The 23,335-nt window shown below is 41.3% G+C and carries 17 protein-coding genes; 6 read left to right on the plus strand and 11 right to left on the minus strand.

What is annotated here, in order from left to right:
• Both RTV33_RS00075 and RTV33_RS00080 read left to right on the plus strand, forming a co-directional pair.
• The coding region (locus RTV33_RS00075) for a VirD4-like conjugal transfer protein, CD1115 family (RefSeq protein ID WP_312640268.1) at nucleotides 1-1,559 on the plus strand (1,559 nt) is incomplete at its 5' end.
• Between the two features lie 14 nt (nucleotides 1,560-1,573).
• Nucleotides 1,574-1,837, plus strand: coding sequence for a helix-turn-helix domain-containing protein (locus tag RTV33_RS00080; protein ID WP_312640269.1), 264 nt, complete (start codon nucleotides 1,574-1,576; stop codon nucleotides 1,835-1,837).
• Nucleotides 1,838-1,996: 159 nt separating this feature from the next.
• Here RTV33_RS00080 and RTV33_RS00085 read toward each other — a convergent pair whose 3' ends face one another.
• The 11 genes from RTV33_RS00085 to RTV33_RS00135 all read right to left on the minus strand — a co-directional run bounded on the left by RTV33_RS00085 (nucleotide 1,997) and on the right by RTV33_RS00135 (nucleotide 19,979).
• The gene (locus RTV33_RS00085; protein ID WP_312640271.1) at nucleotides 1,997-2,704 is read right to left on the minus strand and encodes a hypothetical protein; all 708 of its coding nucleotides are present in this window, start codon (nucleotides 2,702-2,704) and stop codon (nucleotides 1,997-1,999) included.
• The gene (locus RTV33_RS00090; RefSeq protein ID WP_312640273.1) at nucleotides 2,697-4,160 is read right to left on the minus strand and encodes a PglZ domain-containing protein; all 1,464 of its coding nucleotides are present in this window, start codon (nucleotides 4,158-4,160) and stop codon (nucleotides 2,697-2,699) included. Before RTV33_RS00090 ends, RTV33_RS00085 begins: the two co-directional genes overlap by 8 nt.
• Before the next feature lie 3 nt (nucleotides 4,161-4,163).
• Nucleotides 4,164-6,836, minus strand: coding sequence for a helicase-related protein (locus RTV33_RS00095; RefSeq protein WP_312640275.1), 2,673 nt, complete (start codon nucleotides 6,834-6,836; stop codon nucleotides 4,164-4,166).
• A 5-nt stretch (nucleotides 6,837-6,841) separates the two neighbouring features.
• Nucleotides 6,842-7,966 (minus strand): UvrD-helicase domain-containing protein, encoded by a 1,125-nt coding sequence (locus RTV33_RS00100; RefSeq protein ID WP_312640277.1) that lies wholly within the window; start codon nucleotides 7,964-7,966, stop codon nucleotides 6,842-6,844.
• Complete coding sequence (locus tag RTV33_RS00105; protein WP_312640279.1) at nucleotides 7,953-9,572, minus strand: AAA family ATPase; 1,620 nt, start codon at nucleotides 9,570-9,572, stop codon at nucleotides 7,953-7,955. Before RTV33_RS00105 ends, RTV33_RS00100 begins: the two co-directional genes overlap by 14 nt.
• A gap of 66 nt (nucleotides 9,573-9,638) precedes the next feature.
• On the minus strand, nucleotides 9,639-12,200 hold the full coding sequence (locus RTV33_RS00110; RefSeq protein ID WP_312640281.1) for a DNA methyltransferase: 2,562 nt from the start codon (nucleotides 12,198-12,200) through the stop codon (nucleotides 9,639-9,641).
• A gap of 3 nt (nucleotides 12,201-12,203) precedes the next feature.
• Complete coding sequence (locus RTV33_RS00115; RefSeq protein ID WP_312640283.1) at nucleotides 12,204-15,899, minus strand: DUF6079 family protein; 3,696 nt, start codon at nucleotides 15,897-15,899, stop codon at nucleotides 12,204-12,206.
• Nucleotides 15,900-15,911: 12 nt separating this feature from the next.
• Complete coding sequence (brxF, locus tag RTV33_RS00120) at nucleotides 15,912-16,334, minus strand: BREX-3 system P-loop-containing protein BrxF (protein WP_312640285.1); 423 nt, start codon at nucleotides 16,332-16,334, stop codon at nucleotides 15,912-15,914.
• 30 nt (nucleotides 16,335-16,364) lie between these two features.
• Nucleotides 16,365-16,586, minus strand: a complete 222-nt coding sequence (locus tag RTV33_RS00125; RefSeq protein ID WP_312640287.1) for a helix-turn-helix domain-containing protein — start codon at nucleotides 16,584-16,586, stop codon at nucleotides 16,365-16,367.
• Nucleotides 16,587-16,609: 23 nt separating this feature from the next.
• The gene (locus RTV33_RS00130) at nucleotides 16,610-17,023 is read right to left on the minus strand and encodes a cupin domain-containing protein (protein WP_312640289.1); all 414 of its coding nucleotides are present in this window, start codon (nucleotides 17,021-17,023) and stop codon (nucleotides 16,610-16,612) included.
• A 16-nt stretch (nucleotides 17,024-17,039) separates the two neighbouring features.
• Nucleotides 17,040-19,979 (minus strand): tetratricopeptide repeat protein, encoded by a 2,940-nt coding sequence (locus tag RTV33_RS00135; RefSeq protein WP_312640291.1) that lies wholly within the window; start codon nucleotides 19,977-19,979, stop codon nucleotides 17,040-17,042.
• Nucleotides 19,980-20,508: 529 nt separating this feature from the next.
• On the opposite strand from RTV33_RS00135, the gene RTV33_RS00140 reads away from it, so the two are divergent.
• From RTV33_RS00140 to RTV33_RS00155, 4 genes are all read left to right on the plus strand, one after another.
• A complete protein-coding gene (locus tag RTV33_RS00140) occupies nucleotides 20,509-20,973 on the plus strand; it encodes a sigma factor-like helix-turn-helix DNA-binding protein (protein WP_312640292.1) in 465 nt (154 codons plus the stop codon).
• Between the two features lie 619 nt (nucleotides 20,974-21,592).
• Complete coding sequence (locus RTV33_RS00145; RefSeq protein WP_312640294.1) at nucleotides 21,593-21,988, plus strand: type II toxin-antitoxin system PemK/MazF family toxin; 396 nt, start codon at nucleotides 21,593-21,595, stop codon at nucleotides 21,986-21,988.
• Entirely contained in the window at nucleotides 21,981-22,139 is a 159-nt protein-coding gene (locus RTV33_RS00150) for a hypothetical protein (protein ID WP_312640296.1), read from the plus strand. The genes RTV33_RS00145 and RTV33_RS00150 overlap by 8 nt, the downstream gene beginning before the upstream one ends.
• A 90-nt stretch (nucleotides 22,140-22,229) precedes the next feature.
• Nucleotides 22,230-23,335, plus strand: a 1,106-nt coding sequence (locus RTV33_RS00155) for a recombinase family protein (RefSeq protein WP_312640298.1), incomplete at its 3' end; no start/stop codon positions are given.

A 23,335-nucleotide genomic window follows, 5' to 3' on the forward strand; every position in this document is an offset into this window, starting at 1 on the left:
AGAACAATGCCGTCACCGCGCTGGTGGACACCGACGATGTCCACTGCCTTATGATCGGCGCATCCGGCGTGGGCAAGACTGCGTTTTTTCTGTACCCGAATCTCGAATACGCCTGCGCCAGCGGCATGAGCTTTTTGACCACCGACACCAAAGGTGACCTCTACCGCAACTACGGTGCCATCGCCCGCGACCACTACGGCTATAATGTGGCGGTCATAGATTTGCGAAACCCCACCCGCTCAGACGGCAACAATATGCTCCATCTGGTCAACGCCTACATGGACACCTACCGCGCCGATGAAAACAACCTTGTGGCAAAGGCAAAGGCAGAAAAGTACGCCAAGATTATCGCCAAGACTATCATCAACGCTGGTGATGAAAACTATGGTCAAAATCAGTTTTTCTACGATGCCGCAGAGGGGCTTCTGACCTCGGTCATTCTACTGATTGCGGAATACCTCCCACCCACGGAGGTGGACGGTAAAAAGGTGGACTGCCGCCATATCATCAGCGTGTTCAAACTGGTGCAGGATTTACTTGCCCCCAGCAAGGTGAAGGGTAAAAGTCAGTTCCAGCTCCTCATGGACAAGCTGCCCTCCGACCACAAGACCCGCTGGTTTGCAGGCGCCGCCCTCAACTCGGCAGAGCAGGCGATGGCATCCGTTCTCTCTACCGTGCTGTCTCGGCTCAATTCCTTTCTCGACTCCGAGATGGAGCAGGTTCTCTGTTTCGATACCGCCATTGACGCCGAGAAGTTCTGCAAGGAAAAATCCGCGCTGTTCATCGTGTTGCCCGAAGAAGATTTGACGAAGTATTTCATGGTCAGCCTTATGATCCAGCAGCTCTACAGGGAAATCCTCGCCGTCGCTGATGAGAATGGCGGAAAGCTGAAAAACCGTGTGGTGTTCTACTGTGACGAGCTGGGCACGCTGCCCGCCATCGAATCGCTTGAGTTGATATTTTCCGCCAGCCGCTCCCGTCGCCTGATGATGGTGCCGATTATTCAGAGCTTCGGACAGCTTGAAAAAAACTATGGCAAGGAGGGCTCGGAAATTATCGTGGACAACTGCCAGGATACCATCTTCGGCGGCTTCGCCCCCAACAGCCAGACCGCAGATGTTCTCTCCAAGGCGATGGGCAGCCGCACCGTCATGAGCGGCAGCGTCAACCGTGGCAAGAACGATCCCAGTCAGAGCCTCCAAATGATGGAGCGCCCGCTGATGACGCCCGACGAGCTGAAGTCCATTCCCAAGGGCAGCTTTGTGGTGATGAAAACAGGCACCCACCCTATGAAAACCAAGCTGCGGCTGTTTCTCGATTGGGGCATTACATTCGGAGCGCCCTACACCATTCCCGAAAAAGCCCACCGCAAGGTGAGCTACGCCGACAAGCAGGTGCTGGAGGAAAGCATTGTCAGAAAGCATAGCGCCTGTGTGGTGGTGGATGAGGACACCGGGGAGCTGCTGGAACCGCCCAGCGGAACAGGAATGCTCCACACGCCTGTGGCGGAGCCTGTTGAGGACAATTCCACGCGCCGCAGTCATCTGAGAACAAAGTGATAGGAGTGAACACAATGAGTTATTTCGGAAACATTTACGCCGCCTCGCCCGATGAGCTTCCCCATCGGGCGAGGGCAGTTTATATGTACCTCAAAGACCGCACTGGCAAAGGAAGCGACTGCTGGCCCGCCGTGAACACCATTGCAAAGGACATGAATCTCTCTCGCAGTACCGTCAAGCGTGCCCTCCATGATCTCACCAATGCGGGGCTGGTGGACAAGGAAGCACGCTACCGGGAAAACGGCAGTCACACTAGTAACCGGCTGGTGCTGAAGTAATAGAGTGCCATTTAAATGCAAAAACGCATAACATCCCGCCAAGGGGGTGCTATGCGTTTTGCGTGAACCGAGCCTCGGTTCATAGTGACCCTCCCAGAAGGACTCACACTAAAAGATTTATTACAGAGAAAGATAATAAATTGTTTCAGGAAACACAGACTAATCCTTTAGCGCTATTGATAATTCTCCGCCAAAATTATTCATAACAAAGAGTTCATCCTGCAATAAAGACTCCTTTTCAATTTGATACTCAAATGGGAACAGATATGTTGAAGCATTGATTTCTTGGAACGAGTAATATCCACTACCATCTACATTCATCATCGTATAAACCATAAAACTGCTTACTTCAGATTTGGAGATTTTTTGTCTGTTGATTCGATATTTCCCCGGCTTATCGCAAGTGAGGACACCAAATTCCTTTTGTGTTGATATTAGTTTGTCAATAGAGTGAAATAACGTCGTACGTTCACCCCATTCATCAAATAATTTTTGTTTGAGCTGTGCCAATGTAATCTCATCTTGAAATTCTGATATTTTCCCGATTAGTTTACACATATCCATAAATACAGGATAAGCTGCGAGCATCATGCACCAGTGAATGGATAGAGCGTATTCAGGATACTTCCTAATAAGCTGTAATGCTACTGGTCTCAACTTTTCTGTGTAAGCATTTTCGTAATACCAAATATACATGAGAATCTCTCTGGTTTTGCGAGTATTTGTAGGACTCCCTATCTCAAAGCCAAGATATTCATTTAATTTCTCTTTTATTTCATTCTCGGTCAATTCTTTTGAAATTAATTCGACAACTTGATTAAGCCACGCTAATTTTAAATTTCTTGACAAGCCTACCATTTTAGCCATTATTATTCACCGCCTTTATTTTTATAAACGGTACGATTACTTCATCTATTGAAATACCCCCGTGCGTTATCACACAGTCGCCTGTAGCATCAAAGGAGTCTCCTGTATTACAAATTAGATAATCGAAATCCTTTTGCAAGTAATACTTTGGATAGTCTATTAGGCGGTACTTCTGTAACAATGTTTCTTTATCTGCAAAGTTTTGCAGGACAATCATTTTTCTGCTTCTTGTTTCTGTTTCTACCCCAGTACCTATTAATTTCCCCATGCCCATAGAGGGTGAATTACCATGATCCGCACTAATATAAACATCAAAACCATCGTCAAGAAATCGTTTAGTCATATCAGCTAGTTTGTGTTGATCAGACAAAACTCCCATATCATTGAGCATCCCAAGTCGTCCTTGATGCTGGGCGTGTACAATATCATCCACATCATTAACGATAACAGCACCACACCGTACAAATGAACTAAACTGCGCATTGTAACCTCGCTCATATCCAATTTGGTTATCAGCGTAGCCCATGTTTTTAGCACAAGAAATAAACTCTTGCTTTTCCTTGCTCTGTTTCCAAGGCTCAATCAATTGACTGGGATATTTATTTGACAGTAAGCATTGTCTGGAAATAGACGTAGTTGTAGGGATCATTGCAAAAACAGCAGTTTTCTCATATAGTATGTCCCCAAAAGACTTTGAGATAATTCTCCAGTCAAACTCAGACATACCATCCATGACAATTATTACAAACTTGCTGCTACATTCATGCATAAACTCCATTGCTCGGCTTACAAGAACAGGTGTGTTTCGACTCATTTCGGATGAAATCTTCCCAAAATGTGTCAATATATAGTCTGTAAAGATTATATCTACTTCGGATGTGTCAAACTCCAGATAAAAGCGTGTTGCAAAAAAATCAATTTTTGCCTTGACCTCTGAAATCTCAAACCACTCATCGTACGTTGTTACTGTTTTTGTTTGTTTCATCAAATCGCAATACAATATTTTAAGATAAGCTTGGACGTTTTCGGTGCTATATACATGTTTATTTAGGAATTCTTCAGTTTGCTTTTGTGTTTGCCAATCATCAAAATTATTTTGATATGCTAATGATAGCAAATCTAAATCCAAGTCAAAATATGCTTTAAGTGTATCAAAATTAAGTTTTGGGAATAGGTTACCCATAGATAAAGTATAAGCCTTAAATCTTCGCTGTAGGTCATACGGAATAAAGCTGCTGGATTTTGCTAGTATAACTAATTTATTGTCTTGATTTTTCAATTTGTCTTCATACATTATCCGAAAAGATATATCATCTGTGTAGAGTGCCACTTCAAAGCCATGTGCCTTAAAACCAGCACTGTAGTGAGTAACCTCATCGAAATTTTCATCATCAATGAGTAATATTTGATTACTGTATTGTGCAGACGAGAATTTCAGCACATAGTCTTTAAACATGTGTTATGCCTCCAATCTAACTATCATAGTCAATCGAAAATCAGGATATACTTGGGAACCTTTTTTATATTGTGCTTCTATGATTGCTTTTTCTCTTTCCAGCTTTGCCAACTTGCTCCGGCGAATATTTTCAATGCCTATATGTTCAGCAGCCTCTGTGCGAAGCTTCAAAGCATACATATATTTGTTGTAGCTTTCTTGATTTAAGGTGAGCTGTTTTTCTTTGAGTTCCATAAAAGTATCATAGGCAAATTCTAGGCAAAGACTTTCGAGAGCTGTATACTCTTCCGCACTAATATTTGATGATGTTCCCATTTTTAATTGAGTGGTGTCATCAAGGAAAACTTCCATTAAGCGTTTCCCTGCCATTGGTCGTAAAATCATATTGTTACTGACGAAAATGGGGAGTATACGTTTGCCGCTTTCTTGAGTAGAAATAGAAAGTTGCCACAGCATAAAGTATCCCGCTTCATTTGGAAAATTGGGAATTCCAAGCGAAAGTAACGGAGATGTGCGGTCTTGCAAAATCTCCGCGCTAAGATGCTTAGTAATTTCATTATCACCAATGCTGACACGCTCAATTAGGCGAGGATCACGGCCCTGCCAACACTCATAATATGTTACCATTTTTCGAAGAGCTATATCCACATCAAAGGCAGACTGTCTGCCCACTAGCTGAGTGAGGTCTTTTTCCTCTTTAATAACGTCCTTGTATCTTTGTGCATTTGCAAGCTGCTGCTTCATTTCAGACTCTATTGTGTATAAATTTTTTTCAACTTGACCAGGACGACCAATTGAGCGCATATAAACATCTGTAAAATCACATTCAGCAGCCTCGCTATCTAACACATCAGAATATTTATCTACACCCATTTCTAATAGAATCACAGAGAGCTTTTGTTCCAGAACCTCTCGAACACGGTTCTCCACGGTTTCGGAAACAATAAAATTATAGATATGTACATCACGTTGCTGTCCGATACGATCCGCACGACCGCAACGCTGCTCTATCTTCATTGGATTCCAAGGTAAGTCATAATTAATTATAATGTTAGCGAACTGCAAGTTGAGACCCTCACCACCAGCATCTGTAGAAATAAAAATGCTGGTGCTTGTCTTGAATTGATGCAACGCCTCATTACGTTCCTCAATACTCATGCTGCCATTCAGAATAGTAACTGTATAATCTCGATTAGTTAGTAGCTCCTTTAGATACTGCTGTGTAGCAACGAATTCAGTGAAGATAATAATTTTTTGCGTGTGATCCTCATTTATGATTGCATCAACAGCGTCCAGTAAGGGCTCCACCTTGGCATCCTGATTTTGAAATTGAGCCTGTTTTGCCACAGAAATAATTTGCTGTAGCTCTGCGATTTCCAGCTCCATATCCAATGAGATAGCTTCCAGCGCATCATCAACGCCATCTTCAATATCTAAATCATCCAAATCCTCCTCGGTCAAATTACCAAGGTGAGTTTGCTGATTCAACAGCACATTTAATCGTCTCTCTAAGCTCTGGCGAATGGCAGCGGTGCTGCTAGTCACCATGCGTTGCATGATGATAAGCAGAAAAATTAAACACATATTTTTCTTTTTATTCCGCAATGCCTTGTTATAGGTTGTGGAAACATAGGAGCTTACGAGCTCATAAAGCTCGCGTTGCATGGTATTTCGCTCGTCCCATGTTAGTGTCATAAGGTGGGTTACTCTGTTTTTAAATAGCAGGTTCCCGTTATTGTCAATTGCTTCGCGCTTTTCGGTGCGAATTAGAAACGGAGTAACCTGTTCCTTAACAATAGATTTTGCGTTGGGGAAGGCGTCTGCATCCAAAAGGCGCACTAAACGCAGAAAGGGCTCTGTTTTTCCGTTATGCGGTGTTGCCGAAAGCAAAAGCAGATATGGGCTTGCTTGTGATAATAAATTTCCCAGCTTGTAGCGGGCTACTTCTCCAGAGGAACCAGCTACACGATGGGCTTCATCAATAATCACTAAATCCCAACCGCTATTTATGATGGAGTAGATACGTTCCTCGTTATATTTTTCCACTCGTTCATCGGTCCAGCCTGCGTGCTTCTCCATCGGTTTTATAGAATCCATAGGGGATATGACTTGGTCGTACTGCCCATACACATCATCACTATCGGTCAATCGACGAATCGTGTCATAGTCAGAAGGCAAGATAACATGAAATTTCTCGTGGAACTTTTCCTGCATTTCACTGGCCCACTGTGTAACCAAACCAGTAGGGCACACCACCAGTACTCGGTTAACAAGTCCGCGGCTTTTAAGCTCCTTGATAATCATACCGGCCTCAATGGTTTTACCAAGGCCAACTTCATCAGCAAGGATGTACCGAATATTGTTAGTTTCCATAGCACGATTAAGCACGTGAAGCTGATGCGGCAGCGGAATAATGCCGCTTGCAAGCGAGGAAAGGAAGCCGCCGGCGGTTTCGTTTTTAATTTTAGATAGCTGCACTACATATCGGAGATAGTTCTCGTCATAGTGAATAGCACTGCCATCCTGATTCAATTGTTCTTCTGTCGCTTTATATACATGCCCCGTGGCAGGGTTGAAAACTTTGTATGAAATGTACCCCCACACTTCAATCTTTTCCAGCACCTGCACATTAGCCTTTTCTATTATATCAAAAGCGAAATCGCCGCTATTAAACATTTTGTTTATTCCTCTCTTATGTATTTTAATGCAGAAATTACTCCATTCTCAATTTCTATTTCACAAGGTTCAAATCCGACTGCAGAAAACAGCTTTTCCACAACAATAGCATTACTATATTTCGCCCGTGTCAATGCAACATAATATTTCTGCTGATTCTTACTAAGGCCTTTTCCTTTCAAGAACTCAATTATGGGCTTAGATGGATGAATTAAGCATCTCTCGTAGGTTTGTCCCTTGCATTCGCCAAAGTTGACTGCAAATAAACCATAAACATCAGTGTTTGTCCTTGAATATCGTAATTCCTGCGGATGAAAATTGGAATAGTATTTGTGAGCATCTTTTCTTTCTATGAGAAAGATTCCATCATGTCCCGTAGTTTCTCTCATGCTCGTTGTCATGCAGTTTTCATTGGGAAACACCCTGTTGGCGAAATCACAAATATCCGCATTAAATCGCCTGCTACATAGATTTTTCTCAATTTTAACCACGCCTTGTTTTTCGGCTACTGCGAAGAAATCAAAGATATTTACTCCCGATATACTCTTATTAGTTCGGGTAGTATGTGTTTGAAAAGTTGCCTGCTTGTTATCTCCAACACAGGTGACATCAATGCTTGTTTTAAATATTGTATTTAACAAATCTAAATCTCGACCCGCCATGTCCTGTACTTCATCGATAAAAATATGAGAATATATTTTTTCTAAGCGAGAAAACACCAAGCCATTACTCAGTTGATTTAGAAGCAGTACAAGATTACTTGCTTCCTCTGATCGCACATCAGAAGAACGAGTAATGTATCTACGCTTTGTACCAATCCGTTCATAATTCATACTATGCTCTAACGAATAAACAAAGGAGCGCACTTCATTAATGCCTGCGATAAAGGTTTGGTATGGACGAATCAGCTCTTTTAACAAAAATTGATACCAAGACATAATCCGAATCTTTGGTGGAATCACGCCCATGTTCTGTAGCTCTAACTCTTTATGAATAGAATCTACGCCTTTATTTGTATATGTAACGATTAAAATATTTTTTGTGTCCGCACAGTATGCAGCGGATAGGGCCTCATTGCATATTTTCCACGTTTTACCCGCTCCGGCAGCGGCAAGCCTAACGGTATTCATTGATAACATCCTTTATATATTGCGGATATTTTATGGGGGCACTTGCATCAAAAACTCGCATTGCCCATTCGGTTTTATTATTTACCATAAAGGATAAAATCCCATCACGGTCTCGGCTTTTCAATGAATTGTTTGATGAAATAATACTCTTGAACTCTGCTGTTGGTTGCCCATCTCCGCCGCAATTAACAGTTAAAACGCTTGGCTCTATAGTGTTCAGATTTTCGTCAGTTTCGTAAAAGAAATTAATATATGGGTCTCCAATGTAGTCACTATATTTTTCGGTAATTTTTACTTGAACACTATGGTCATTATCTGTCACAACTAATACTTTCTTTTGCAAGACAATTGCAATATCACAGTATCTCTTAAATGCCAATGAGCCTACAGCGATAATGTCAATTCCTTTATCAATGGGCAGACACCCAAATTGGTCGTGGTATGCACGCTGTATTATTAAATCATCCGTTGGTCCCTCAACTAAAATTACTTTTTCGGCAAGCACAAGCCTCAATGTATCATAGCCGGGAAGTTTCAAGAAATACGAAACGGTATCTGCAGGAAGATCTCTAAACGATTTTACTCGACCGTATTCCACCAAAAGAAGATTTTTTAAATTCAGTTTATTAGCAACAAAGCTGCTATGAGTAGAAATAAAAATCTGCTTTCCTTCCGAAAGTGATATGCGATGGATAAGCTTGGCCATGTTGGTAAACGAAAGATTGTTTTCGGGCTCCTCCATTAAAATCAGATTGGCTTGTCCTTCGCTGTTTTTTATGGCCAATTCCACCTTGATTGAGTTTTGACTGCCAAAGCCGATATGCTCAAATGGAATTTTATCTATTGAGATAGACATTTGGCGTTTCCACTCATCTATCTCGTTTTCGCGCAGCTCAAGGGAGATGTTTCGCCCGCTAAGACTGTCATTTTCACGAATACTACTATTCAGCTTTTCAATTGTTTCGCTTTCACGAAAATCAGCACGGACGCGCCTGTACGCTACGCTTAAATCAACCTGTTCTTGCTCTGATAGATATTCTGTTATATTTTCAGAAACAAATCGATCAACCATTCCAGCGTAATCTTTTCTTGTGGTATCTACATACACAGCCTTTAGCGGCGCATATTTGAAAGCCACTATTTCTCCGCTGAAATATCTGTAAGACACATGATAAAGCTCTACTGGAATATCTTTTACATCATGGTGTTCTAACATCGTTTTGTAAACAGCCTCATATTGCGGATCAAATTCAGCAACTACACGGATGCCGGAACAATTATCACTGAACATATTATTGGTTCCGGAATAGCTGGCATCATCACCGTCGCAGTATGCTTCCAAAATAAGTTTGGGTGGGGCAATAGGTGTGGATGACAATGAAGCAATATATTTATTGCGGCAATCCATATTAAACATATTTGCCTTTAACTGCTTATGAAAGGCATTTCCATTCAGCTTGCCGGAGGCTACAATTGAAATCACCTCCAGCAGTGTGCTTTTTCCTGCATCATTTTCTCCTACAAACACATTAACATCGGGATTCAGCTCAACGCATACATCCTTTAGCAGCTTATAATTTTGTATGTTAATCTTAGTAATAATCAAATTGCAACCTCCTTGCTGAATTTATTCACTTACATTTGCGCAAGTAAAGCAAGCCCACATGCGGGGCTAAATTCTGCCACAGCTAATATCATAGTACATCAACAGATTGGCATCTTCCTGAATGGTCTGCTCAGGTAGACGTTCTGCAATGTCGACAATCGCCTTGTAGTTCTTATCCTTCCACAGACGGGAGAATCCAACACGGACGGCCTCAGAACGGAACAGCTTGAGCTTCCCCTTGCTATTCATATAGCCTTCAAATTCTTTCCAAAGGTTTTTCTCGCGCAGCTTGGCAACATCGCCTTCCTTAGTGACATCGGGGATATACCATCGACCATCATCGTCCTGTAGGAAGTTTTCCTCCAGAAGCACTGCCAGCTCTGGCATAGCCTCGAATTTGTCTACAGATTTCACTTCTTGCATAAACTTTGGCTGCAGCTGTGCGTAGGTCTGTGGGCCACAGACTTCTTCACATAGCTGCTGATAAAGCCAACCTATAGCTGCTTTTTCATTAGTAACCAGCAACTCCATCTGGATTGGCTCAACCTCAGAGGTAATACGTGCGGTATCGTACTCATTCACTTGGCTAGGTAAGAAATACATTCCATCCCGTTTTAAAAATTTTTCATCTAAACCTTGATAGAAGTCTGTGACATCCATAGGAACTGGTATCCCCTGCATGATATGATAAGCAACCATTCTATCCCATAGTAAATATGCTTGTCTTTCTTGGTTTACTTCGATTAAACCGTTTTTCACAACTACCTTTGGAAGATTACTTAAATGTTGTCTTACGAAAGCCCATGAAGTCTCATCATGCCCCGCATTAGCGCCAAATTCATAAATGAAGCTTGCCTCCGGCTTATAGGCGGAAATAACCAAGTCTTGTTTAACAGTTCCACGAGAATTCACCTGTTTAAAGCTGCTATGCTTTTTATCTAATGTACGGACATCCGCAACGATAAAGCCTGATTTCAAAAGAGCTTCTTGAATTGCATTCCATACAGAGTTCTTGGAATTATGAAATTCTATCGTAATCCATCGATTTGGTTTCAATACACGAAAACATGTATTAAAGCATTTTTCCATAAGAGTTTGATATTCGACTAGATGCTTTCCATGAGACAAATTGATAATGGCCTCAGATTCATTATTTGTTTGAACGCCAAGCCATGCCTCCCAGATACAATTAAGTTCTGAATAACTCAAATTATCACCGAAAGGAGGGTCTGTAAAAATATAATCTATGCTATTATCTGGAATTCCAGGCACATCTGAACTTGACTGTGTGCTAATGCAAACTTCACAACTCTTATACTGAGTTCGTTTCCCTTGCAGATTGATTGCGTCCTCGAGGAAACTCATCATATTCAGTTCTTTAACCAAAGAAGGAATATACAAAGTTCCTGACATTGGGCCACCCCCAGCCCCCCAACAGCCGCTCATATATGTAAATCGGTAAAGCTTTGTTAACTGATTGGCCACTTTTGTAAGCGCGAATATAAGCGGGTCGTTAGCGGTTATTAATGACTTAAAGTAAGACAATGCAATTAAATTTCGTTTGGTATAAAAATGATGCACATGTGTTATACCAGCAGCATCATTCCTCCGTGCTTCATTTCCTTCAATCATTCTAACGACAGGAACCCATGTCTGAATTTTTTCTTTTTCTATTCTTTCAAATAGAGCAAAATCGCTATCATCAGGAGTTTTTTCAAATCTTTTCCCCTGAACTGTGTAACTAATAATTACAGGTGTTTGCTTATAACGTGTTATTGTCTCACTTAAAATATCATCAAATACAATTTCTTGTGCATGTGAGCAATCTCTCTTTTTAAGTTCCATAGAGCAATGTGGACATCCAAATTTTTCCCGAACTATTCCGTTCTCGATATCAACAGCCACTTTCCAGAAAATTAATTCTTCACCACAATTCGGACAGATAAACACATCAGACCAAACCGTATAATTCATTAAGCCCATGATTGGCTTGCCCTCAAAACCAACTACAGGTTTATTGTTTGTATCAACATGGACAGTCTTATACATCCAGCTACACTTTTCTGTTATGCGCTCGATGATATTTTTAGATTGTTCAAAAAAGGTTTTCTCATCTATTGAAGAATTAAAATTATGAGCAAATGATGTTGCTGCTGAAGCCAAATCAACTAGGACTGCTTTTCGATGCCCTAACTCAACATAATGGAGGTCAGATTTCAACATCATGGTATTCTCATCATTTTCAAACCCACACGCTTGTGCTGCAACACCGGTCATTCCAGTTCCACAAAAACCGTCAAATACTATATCGCCGGGTTTTGTATAGTGAGCGATATATTTCATTATTGCTTTGTGTGGTACTTTTGTATGGTAAGGATGCAACTTGTAAATAGGGTCATATTTACCTTCGCTCACATCCGAAGCAAAAGGCTCTCTGTGGTAATCATCCGTTGCCTCATCATACGGAGTTCCATTCTCCCGAATAAACTCCTCAATAAACGGATTTGGGCAAGCCGTATAATACGGCGCATCGGAAAGCGCAATAATGTCCTCATCAGAGGCGATGGGGAAGCCTTCTATATTACGGACTTTATCAATATCCTCTTTGGTTAGTTTTCTTGGCTCCATAGCTTATACCTCGCCATCTTTCCGCTTCACTACGATACGTAGCTTAGCTGTATCTTTACCCTTAACATAGGCATCCACAATGCCGGATAGCTTGCTCTTAAAGGTAGCCACATCACAAGGACCAAGCTCGTCCAGCTTTGCGATAATATCTTCCGTTTCAATCACTACCGGTTCAAAGCCCTGCAACAAAGCCTTGATGCTGTTGACAAAATGGTCATCCACACGGTTCGGTAATGCACCGGAAGAAATGAAGCCATCAACGACTTTTTGTTGCTCTGCACTGAGATATTCCTTTTGACTGACCACAATAGGGTCAGAGATGGTATTCAGCAGTGTACTTGTCCATTCAGCAATAAGGTCATCCATTCGAATGTCGATGTTATCCAGCTGCCCCGATACATTTTTAGCTTTATCGCCAAGGATATAATGGCAATGAGGACAGATGTGGCTGGTCTTCAGCTCTGTCGGTGTCAGCTCATAGCAAACCTTAAGCTCAGCCATATCTTGCTCAATGGCTGTCAGTTTTGCACCCGATAGAATCTCAATGCCACGCAGCTTGCGGAGATTGGCAAGAATTAGGCTCTCCTGTAGTTTTCCACGGCGCTTTGCATCATCAATGTCAAGGCGTTTTTTCTTATGCTCATCAAAGTAACGAGTGATGTACTTGTCTTTCAGCTTTTCTAGTTCCGCACTTACCTTCTGTGCAGCAATCTCACCAGACATGCCTTCCGCAATATCATCACGTATCTCACGAAACACAGCTTTTCCGGATTCCAGTTCTTGTTTGAATATTGCGCCAAGGTCAAGGAATTCAATATTGGCAATATAAGATACCACCGCAGAGCACTCTGTTTTGAAAGAAATATACTCCATTATTGTCTTAATCAAGGCAATCTGAGCCGCTAAATCCGCAACATTATCATTAGAAAGGTTGAAATTATTGAGCTTAGCAGGTGTATTGTATTTTGCTTGATAGTTGCTAAATTCATCACGAACAGCACTACAAGCCTTTTGCATCCTTGCCACTTGTTGAGCGTTTGCCAAAGGTTCGCCCCACAGATCAAAGCCCTCCTGCAGTTTTCTTGATGTCAAAACAGAGGAATTGCTCAGCTCCTGCGCTTTTACCAGCAGCTGCTTCACACCTTCATCACGATCATTTGGATTATCAAGTAGAGCAGGATTGATATCCAGAATTTCAAATAGCTTCTTAAGCTCAACCATAGAAATCTGAGCAGGTCTTGCCAAGTATTTAAACTCGTATAAATCTGTAACCGTAATTCTCGGAATTTGGTCAAGATTAGAAGCTGTAATGACGGTGCCGTTTTTCAATGTAAGGGTAGCGTAGCCGGAATAAACCAACGACAAAAATAAAATAGGCGTAAACATGAAACTGATTTTATACTTTGAATCTACGAATTCATAATCATTTTTCTGCTCGAAAACATCGGAGTAGTTAATAACACCCTGGGGAGGAAGCACTTTTAGTTTTTCAATAAAATGAGAAGCATACTTTGAACCCTCCGGGCGAATCTTCTCTCCATCCAAAACACCATAACTCTGCAGCATGAGTGTCGCAGACTGTGTTTTGCGTCCGGCAAAATAGTCAAAAGCCTGACGAGCATTTTCAGCCATATTCTTGCGTGTTATTTTTGTTTTCATAATAGGGAACTCGGGGTAAATGCCATTGAAGTATTCATCAAGGCAGACAGATGCCGCAAGGTCAACGGTATCCTTGAAATCCATGTCCTTATTATAGCGACCCTTTAATATTTCGATAAGCTGCCGTTTTTGCCCCTTATACTGAACATCAAAGCATGTATTCTTGTTTTCGCTCAGATACTTAATCAGCTTCTTTCTCACCATCTCTGCCTTGCTTAAATAGGCATCCTTGTCTTTGCCCTCGCTAATTTGTGCTAAGGAGTTTGCTGCGGCAAACATGCCTAGAATCTCTTTAAATTCATCAGTGGACTTAAAGGAAAAATACACTAATTCAGGTGAGTTTTCAATCTTATCATCCTCAATTTGATATGGAGGCAAAATATACATATAGAAATCTCTTTCTGGCTCTGCAGTGCTACGTTCCGCCGGGAAACCCATAAATAGATATCCTTCACGAAAAATGTTATGAGAATCCCAATTTAAATCCCGCTGGTAAATCTCAAAACCTGGAACATATTGCTTGGCATCCCAATCGAGGCAACCATAAATAAGCTGATAGAAAAAGCGATTCAATTCGCCATCAGCCATAACAGAAGCCTTTTGTTTAATTTTCTCATCATAATCTACAATCTTATCCACATCAATATAATGCTGGTTATTTGCATCATTGTATATGATAAATTGGCCTGAAACTGTAGTCATAATATCTTTGAGCGTAGTCTTAATAAGCGAAAGCAGAAAATCCGCATCTTGCTCAGGCATAGGAAGAAATAAGCATAGCTCATCCTTCAAATTCTCTGCGGTTAACCCGAACTGAACATCAAGGCCATTTGTGGTTAGTCTATGTACGCTAAGTGCGTAGATGATTTTCATTGCCAGCGGTTTGTAGGCTGGCTTTGGGAAGGCTCGGTTGATAATATCCTCTAATTGACTGCTTGCATTCACCACACGGCTGATTGTGACATCACTTTTTAACAGACCATTAGATTTAATTGCAGGCCAGTAATCGTCAAAAGAAATGATGCCGGGGGCATCGTCCGGAACTTGTGTATTAAATATATCTCTGATTGTTGTAGAAATATTCTTCAAGATATGTCTGTTTTCAATCAGATAAATCTTATTAAACACATCAATGTAAGCAGGGTGGATCGGGTACAGGTCCACAAACTCCTCCATTCGAGAGGACATGCCTGTATAAAGATTTGAGAACTTCTCCAAATGCTTACGAATCAAAGCTTTTTGCTGCGGCGACTTCTTTAAAATACGCTCAGAAACAACATAGGAGGTAGCTTCCTTTGTAATGATGAGCTGTGTAAATCGGTCAGATACGTGCTTCAATGTATCCGAAACGAAACTAAATCTTGGATTATCAAAAATCTTCTCCTGTACACCAAAGACAACACGAAGTTTGCTCTTGGAGCACATTTCTCCCAACGCGCGGAAAAACTCCAAGTCAAGAACAATCTGACGCTCGTCACGAGAAGTTAAGTAAGAAAGAAACTCATCTACTACAATCAGATAGCCTTTATCCGGATATTTTTCAGCGAATGCCATCATCATATCCTTAATAAGCTTTTTATTATCACGGACGGTAGCAAAATCAGGCGTTTCAAAATTAATGCCGCGCTGAGCAAAATCATCCTCAATGAAGCCAAAGAGAATTTCACGCAGGGACATAGTAACCCCGCCGATTTCAATACGCAGCACTTCAAATTTGCCTGCAATGCATTCCATATCCTTTGCAAATACATTATTTTGTAAGTATTGCAAGTTGTCAGCATCTTTGGCAATGGAAGAAATGATGCTCATTAAGTGAGATTTACCGGTACCATAGTTACCAACAATAAGTACACCCTTGTTATCAACAACCTCATCCATCTGCAACTGGTCGATGACAGGTGCCTTTAAGTTCTGCGCCATGCCGTCAGACATTACGTAGGTTTTAATATTATTGATTTCTTCTGCTTTGTTGCTATTTGACTGAATCAGTTGCAAAGTAGATTCAATTGGGCTAAAGCTAATCAGCTCTGAATACTTCATTGTGTTTCCTCCCTAAATAATGCATGTGACATCATAATCATTCACATCATAAGTTTTATAGTCTATATATCCTTCTTCGGCATAAATAAGTTTGTTGCCGTCAATCGTTCCAGGCCAAATCATACTAAAAGGCTTCGCTTTACATACATTTACCATGATTTTAAGTACGTCAATCTTATAATTAGGATTAAACAATACATCAAAATCTTTGATTATTGAATTCTCTGGTAACTTATCAATTATATCAAACAAGCACTTTTCTATCTGCATTGTCCGCCTTTTAGGCTTATATGTGATAAGCTCTTGCGCTAATGCTTTGTTTAGGGAAACAGCTTGAGCCTCAATGCTTGTATCAGAATTACAATATATAACTGGTTTAAGTAACCACATTGAATTTTTCATGGAAAAATTCCGAGTTGGTATAATCGTTCCCATATTGTTTTTAGTCCTTTCACTGTCCCAAAGTTAGGACTTTGCATCTTCATCCTCTCGAATAGTATCAATAATGTCGTTGATATTGCAGTCTAAGCCACTACATATCCGCAATAGGATATCAGTTGTAATATTTTCTCCTTTGCCCAACTTGGCAACAGACGCCGAGCTAATCCCACAGACTCGTTTTAAATCCTGCTTATTCATATTTTTGTCAATAAGCAGTTTCCAAAGTTTATTATAGCTGACCTTCATTATGCTACCTCCACATGCTATAGCTATTCCCATTTCGTTATCCATGCTCTTGTCTTTTCGTCTGCCTCCTCTGAGACCTTATCGTTTCCGGGAGGTGTCTTAATGAACAGAATTCTCGTACCCGCAATCGACTTTTGCGCATATGTTGTATTCGGTTCGATTCTGAAAAAATCACCTTGCTTGTAGCAATGTTCCTCGCCGTTAGTTATGTCCAAGTATTTAGTTTCTCCACTTAAAACATACTGATACTCATAAGCGACTTTGTGCCAATGTGGCTGCTCCATAAAGTATTCGTCATAATCTGTGATCCCAATTTCTATGTTTGGATCATCAATATGATTTAGTATTTGTGGCAATTTCAACTGCCCAACAAGATACTGGCGTGTAGTTTCATTTAATGATTTTTCAATATCTTCATTTGATAGCATTTTGAACATTGTTTTTCCTCCATATTTACAAGTATAAAAATTGATTTTTATCAAGGTTTCCAGAAGAAATATCCTTGATTTGCTGTGTCAAGACTTTATAGCCAAATTCTTGGGTTTCTTGGTTTAATTTGAGCATAGCTTCTTCTTCAACCTTTTCCCCCATGAGCAGCCTTGTACGTTGGATAGCTATATCAGAATTGATGCGTCCCCAAACTTGGTTAATTGAACAATACAGATTTTTGGCATCATTATAAGAGCTTAATCCTGCTTCAAAGTCATTAGCATCCACTTGGCAATTCCCAATAGATAACTCTACATGAGCAATCCAACCTGTTATGCCCATAGCTATAGAAATAGGTTTCGCCTCATTAAAGATACTGATAGCTTCTTCAAGACGGCCGGTCAAGCGAAGGATTTCTCCCATTACACACTGAAGATAAAACCCATATCTAGACAAACCGTATTGCCTTGCAATAGACAATCCATCAAGGCAAATTTTTTCAGCAAACGAAAACTTTCCTTGCGCGCAGAGAAGTTCAGCATATTTTCTTAGTCCTCTACACAGTAATTTCAAGTAGTTGTTTTTTGAAGATAACTGCATCATATTTTTTAGATGCATACAAGCATCAGTATAATTCCCAGCTGGCAACAGAATGTGGGCACCCAGCATAAATAATATTTCACAATATTGTTCAGGAAAAATGTTTTCATCTATGAGGCTAATAATTTCATTAACCTCGCATTGCAAATTCTCCGTCGAAACAAAGAACATTTGATGATGAATTTTTCGGATAAATAGATTTAACCTATATTCATCTGAAGCAATCTCTTTAATGCTAAATTTGCTTAAATAACCATTAATGAGTTCTACAGCATCGTAATATCTTCCGGACAAGTGAATCATATCAACCATAATCGCAAAGAACTCTGTTCCTGCGATATCCGTTTTATTTTGATTGAACAGCACCTCAAAATTATCTAATAGGTATTTTGTTTCACCAGCTGATTGAAATCGTTTAACCAGAGGCAGGTACTTGTTTTCAACGAATGTTATTGATTCTGCACTGCCGTGTGAATTTTTTAAATGAAAAACCAACTCAGTGAAGTAGTATCGGAGGATATCCATGGCAAGTTCATCATCAATCACTTTTTGTTCGTAAAAAGATAGCATGCTTTTATGTATTTCGGTTTTCAAATCGGCAGGGAGTTGTTTCGATATTTCATCACGCATTAGTGCATGAATAATATTTTTTCCGTTTTCGCCTAACTTTACAAAGGAAAACAAGTTAAAATTATTTATGCTTGACACTGGATATCCTGTGTTAAAGCGTCCGGTTAAATAGCCGAATATTTCAATATCGTAAAATCTTGGAATGGATAACACCTTTAAACTTTCTCTTTCTGATTCCGTAAGACTTTTGAAAAAACGTTCTTGTATTTCTTGAAATCCACCATTAAACAATTCAATGTCGATTGGCTTGCGCGCACTTGTAAATTTGTAATATGTATCCACGCTTAAGTCGAGATAATATGGATATCCCTGCGAAGAATTGATTATTGCGTCTTGCAGTTCAATATTAGTTATTTGGCAGCTCTCCAAAAACTTTTTAGCATACTCCTTGGAGAGCATCTCCAAGGGAACCGTTATTAATTTGTCCTGTTGATACTCTTTATCTAAGCGCCAAAGCAACTCCTCTCTCCCAGATATAACAAATATTACATTGTTAGAGAAAACAGTCAACTCACGAACCCACTTATCGGTAATTAGCTTGTTAGAATCGTTTTGTCCATTAGACCATAGCAATTCGTAAGTGTCGAGAAAAATGACATGTTTTTCGTACTCTGTAGCTTCTATGTATTCATTTAAGTCGTACGCAAAAAAGAGCACCAAACGCTTTTCAATTTCACTGGGTGATAAATGTTCTAACTCCTCCAAGCCGTCTTTTGCCTCGGAACTTAACTGCCACTTGACTTCATATTGACTATAGAAATGATTTATAGCTTCACCAAAACAATCAGAATTACTCAAGCCATTGTTGATTATCTTGGACATCAATTTAGTTATATCAAAGGGGAATACAATATTCTTTTGAATGAACTTTGGGTTTCTTTTTAAAAAGTAAATTGATGCTGCAAGCTCGAAGTGAGGAAAGTTTACTTCAAAGCTCTGTTTTAACTTACATAAAGCGCTGTATGATGACCGCAGTGCAGGATCGTCAAAATCTACAGAAGAATATTTGATGCTATGCTCGGTTAAATATCCTTTTAAATTCTTAATTAGACTGGATTTTCCTATCCCGCCAATACCATGATACATTATAGTGTTTGCGTTGTTTTCTGCCTTACTATTTATAAGATCATAAAATTTCTGTCTTGGCTTTTCTCTATTTACAAATTCTTTAGCAGGAGCATGCTTCTTAAAAATGCTACTCGACATTGGATTTGAACTTTTGCTTTTTAATCTCTTAATAACTAAATCTTCATTGTCCGATGCCACTGCAGTTAGCCGGTCCGCAGTGGAACTTTGGGCTGATTTATTAGGTAGATTTATTGAATACAAAAACGAGAGAGCCAGAAACTCCCCCAATTTTTCATCACTATGCAATTTGATTAACTCATCCCTTTTCTCTGGCGTGATGTCTGTGTCATTATTCAATAAAGCAATAAGTTTACGCAAAGTATCGTCGCTTGTGTGCGGGTTTAGTGCAGGAACAACTGTTTCATTAAAATATTTGATGGCCTTATCAATGACTACTGGTCTTGATGAGGCGTTTTTTATTGCCTCGTGTACATCTTTTTTCTGTTTTACAAGATTGCTTATCATCTTGCTATCGACATCTACAAGCACGCCATCTTGCTTTGTCACAGATTCCAACAAAAGCCTGCCAGCGGCTTCTTGTGTGTTATTTTCAGCAAGACCTGTTTTCATTATTTTAATGAATTTTGAAATGTTGAAATCACTCATAGAGCAATCCTCCTTTAGCTGCGTCTAGGAAAAACAGTGCAAAAACGTGGCAACTCGAAAGCAAGTACTTTTGAACCTAAATAGCATAAAATTACAAGCAAAGAGATTATTCGATATTATTAGCTATAATGATATCATGATTGTATGCAAAAGTCAATCTCGTGTTTACGAACGCTAATATTTTAAAAGCGAAATTAAACTAAATGTTTTGTCTTTTGCAGAAGAAATAATCCGACAATGTATAACAGCCATCCTGCGCAGGGTTTTCCGGTGTTATACATTACAAATCAATATTGTGACAGACACCGGAAAGTCCGTTGCAGATCGAAATGGAGAGAACCTTCGAGCTGCAGCTTACTTCTGTTAGTTTGTGCTGTCTCGGCCCTCCTTTCGATTTGCTCAAAGGAGGGCTGTTCCATTGTGTAGTAAAAGAAAAAATTTAATACTTAAATATTACCGCAGTCGCGCCCCTCCACTTCTGACATTTTGACCACAAAATCAAAATTTTAGAAATTGGAGGACAAGCCTAATGGCTAAATTTGAATATGATGTAGACTATCGCAAGCTGTACCCAAACGTAACAATATCCGATGAGGTACTGGCTGTACTTAAGGAAAGTGACCAAAAGCGAAAGTATTGTGAATATGACCTAAAGGTCGAAAAAGCACCCCGCAAAAATAAAAACGACAGCGCGGACAAGCTCACAGAGCTGGTACCCAGTCGTGAGGACTCACTGGACAGGCTCATGGAGATAGAAAAGCAATTTGCGTCTGGGGAGGATATTGAAGCGGATGTAGTTAAAAAGATCATGATTGAAAAGATAATGCTCTGTGTTGAACAGCTTTCATCCGATGAAAAAAGCCTCATCATCGCATTGTTTTTTCAACAGAAAAGCGAAGTAGAGCTTGCCGCCGAGCTTGGTATAAACCAATCAAGCATTAGCAGGCGAAAGGATAAAGTTCTTGCTAAATTAAAAAAACTTGTGAAAATTTAAAATTTCTGCGCATAGACCCCCTCACTTAACCTCCCAAGTAAGTGAGGGGGTTTAACCATTTTCCTCACTGTTCTTTGAAAACTAGATATCCGAAGGCATAAATACGTTAGCTGACAGTCCCGTGACGAGCGGGAAAGCGACACCGGGGGATGCGCCAAGACCACCTGTAAAAGAGAGCGGACGAAAGACGAAGCCAAACTACTTGTTCGTCCCTGCCCGACTCTTTTATCAAAGACGGCCAAATAAGGTGCAGAGCGGTACCCATCCGCCCGGAAAGCAGTTCGTGGCGAACTTGCTTTGCAATAACCCTGTCAGCCTATCATGATACTTCCGTCCAGTCACAGTCCGAGTGGTAACCAATCCATCGCAGGCAATGAGGGCGGCCGACAGCGATCCTGCCGGGGGTGAGATTCCCATGATGCGATGCCAATCGCAGTTTATGCCGTCGCCCGCGCTCCGGGAAGTAGTGTCGAATAGGAGCAAGCAAAAAATCTTAATGTCAGAAGCAATGGGGATTGCTCTGCGGTCAAATAGCCAACAGCAACCACACCACTGAGCAGTCCCTATTTTTGTGCCATTAAGTCACAACAAAATAGAAAACACCAAGGAGGTGCGAAACTTGAACATAGGCAAAAACGCCATTAGCCGTGGCGATATCTTCTATGCGGACTTAAGCCCCGCTGTCGGCTGTGAACAGTGCGGTATACGGCCAGTGCTGGTGCTGCAAAACGACATCGGCAACCGCCACAGTCCCACCACCATCGTTTGCGCCATCACTGGCAGCACCGAGAAAAAACCGCTGCCCACCCATGTCGCCATCGGCGGCATAGGCAGGCTGTCCAAGGAATCGGTGGCACTATTGGAACAGCTCCGCACCATCGACCGCTGTCGGCTGCGGGGCTGGATCGGCAGGCTGAACAAACAGAAAATAGAGGAAATCAATCAGGCACTTACCATCAGCGTCGGACTTGCTCCGTCGCCGTTTTTCGTTGAAGGAGGAAACCACCATGAGTAATACGCAAGTCACCGATAATATTATGTTTGTTGCTGCGCTCCAGCAGCTTGCCCGCCTTGCCGAAAGAAAAGAGCTTACAGCGGCTGAATGCGAGCTGGTAAAAAGGGATTTGGAACGCAGGCTGCGCCCCACCATTATCGTTCCCTGCTGACCCCTTTTTGTTTTCTGAAAGTTATCAATTATTCAGTAGCTATGTGCCAAACCTTGTGGTAATGTGTGTCGTTGAAAGGAGTGAAAAAAGATGTATGCAACAAATTTAGCGCAAACTGCGCCACCAAAAATCACCGTAATAGAATCCCGAACGCAGAATGCGGCGAAGCTCCGCGTGGCGGCCTACGCCCGTGTCAGCAGCGACTCCGATGACCAACAGAACTCCTACATCGCACAGGTGGATTATTACACCCGCCACATTGCCACCCATGAAAATTGGGAAATGGCAGATATTTATGCCGATGACGGCATCTCCGGCCTTGTGGCAAGCAAGCGGGATGAGTTTAACCGCATGATACAGGACTGTCGGGATGGCAAAATCGACCGCGTCATCGTCAAATCCATCTCACGCTTTGCGAGGAACACCAAGGAGTACATCCAATATGTGCGGGAGCTTTTGCGGATGGGCATTACCATCCATTTTGAAAAGGAAAACATCGACACCGGCAAGATGACCTTAGAGCAGATTGCCACCATATACGGCGCTTTTTCCCAGATGGAATCCCAAAACCACTCGAAAAATATGCGCATCAGCGTGAAAATCCGCATGGAAAAGGGCGACTACCTCTCACCGTCTGTCCCTTATGGATACAAACTGGAGGAACGCACACTGGAAATCATCCCAGAGGAAGCCGAGGTGGTGCGCCGCATTTTCGCCGCCTATCTCAGCGGCAGGGGCAAGGATGACATTGCGAGGGAGCTGAATGAATTGGGCATCCCGCGCACAAATGGCAAAGAAATGTGGCACCCCAGCACCGTGGCGTATATACTAAACAACATTTCCTACACCGGCGATATGCTCTGGCAAAAGAGCTTTGCCACCAATGACATCCCCTTCCGTCAGGTGCGAAACACCGGGCAGAAACCGAAATATTTTGTAGAGGACTGCCACGAGCCCATTATTTGCAAAGAGGATTTTGAGCGGGTACAGGCTCTCTTCCAGAGCCGCCGCAATCAGATGAAGGGCGGAAAATCCGCAAAGAACGCACTGCTGGCAAAGAAAATCCACTGTGGAAACTGCAGTACCCTGTTCCGCAGAAAGGTGGTAAACCACAAGGTGTACTGGACTTGCCGCAATCACGACAGGCAGAAGGACTTCTGCGAACTTTCACAGATATCCGAAAGCGAAATCATGGC

Origin of the sequence: Hydrogenoanaerobacterium sp. (assembly GCF_032017025.1) — a bacterium.
Taxonomy (GTDB): Bacteria; Bacillota; Clostridia; order Oscillospirales; family Ruminococcaceae; genus Hydrogenoanaerobacterium.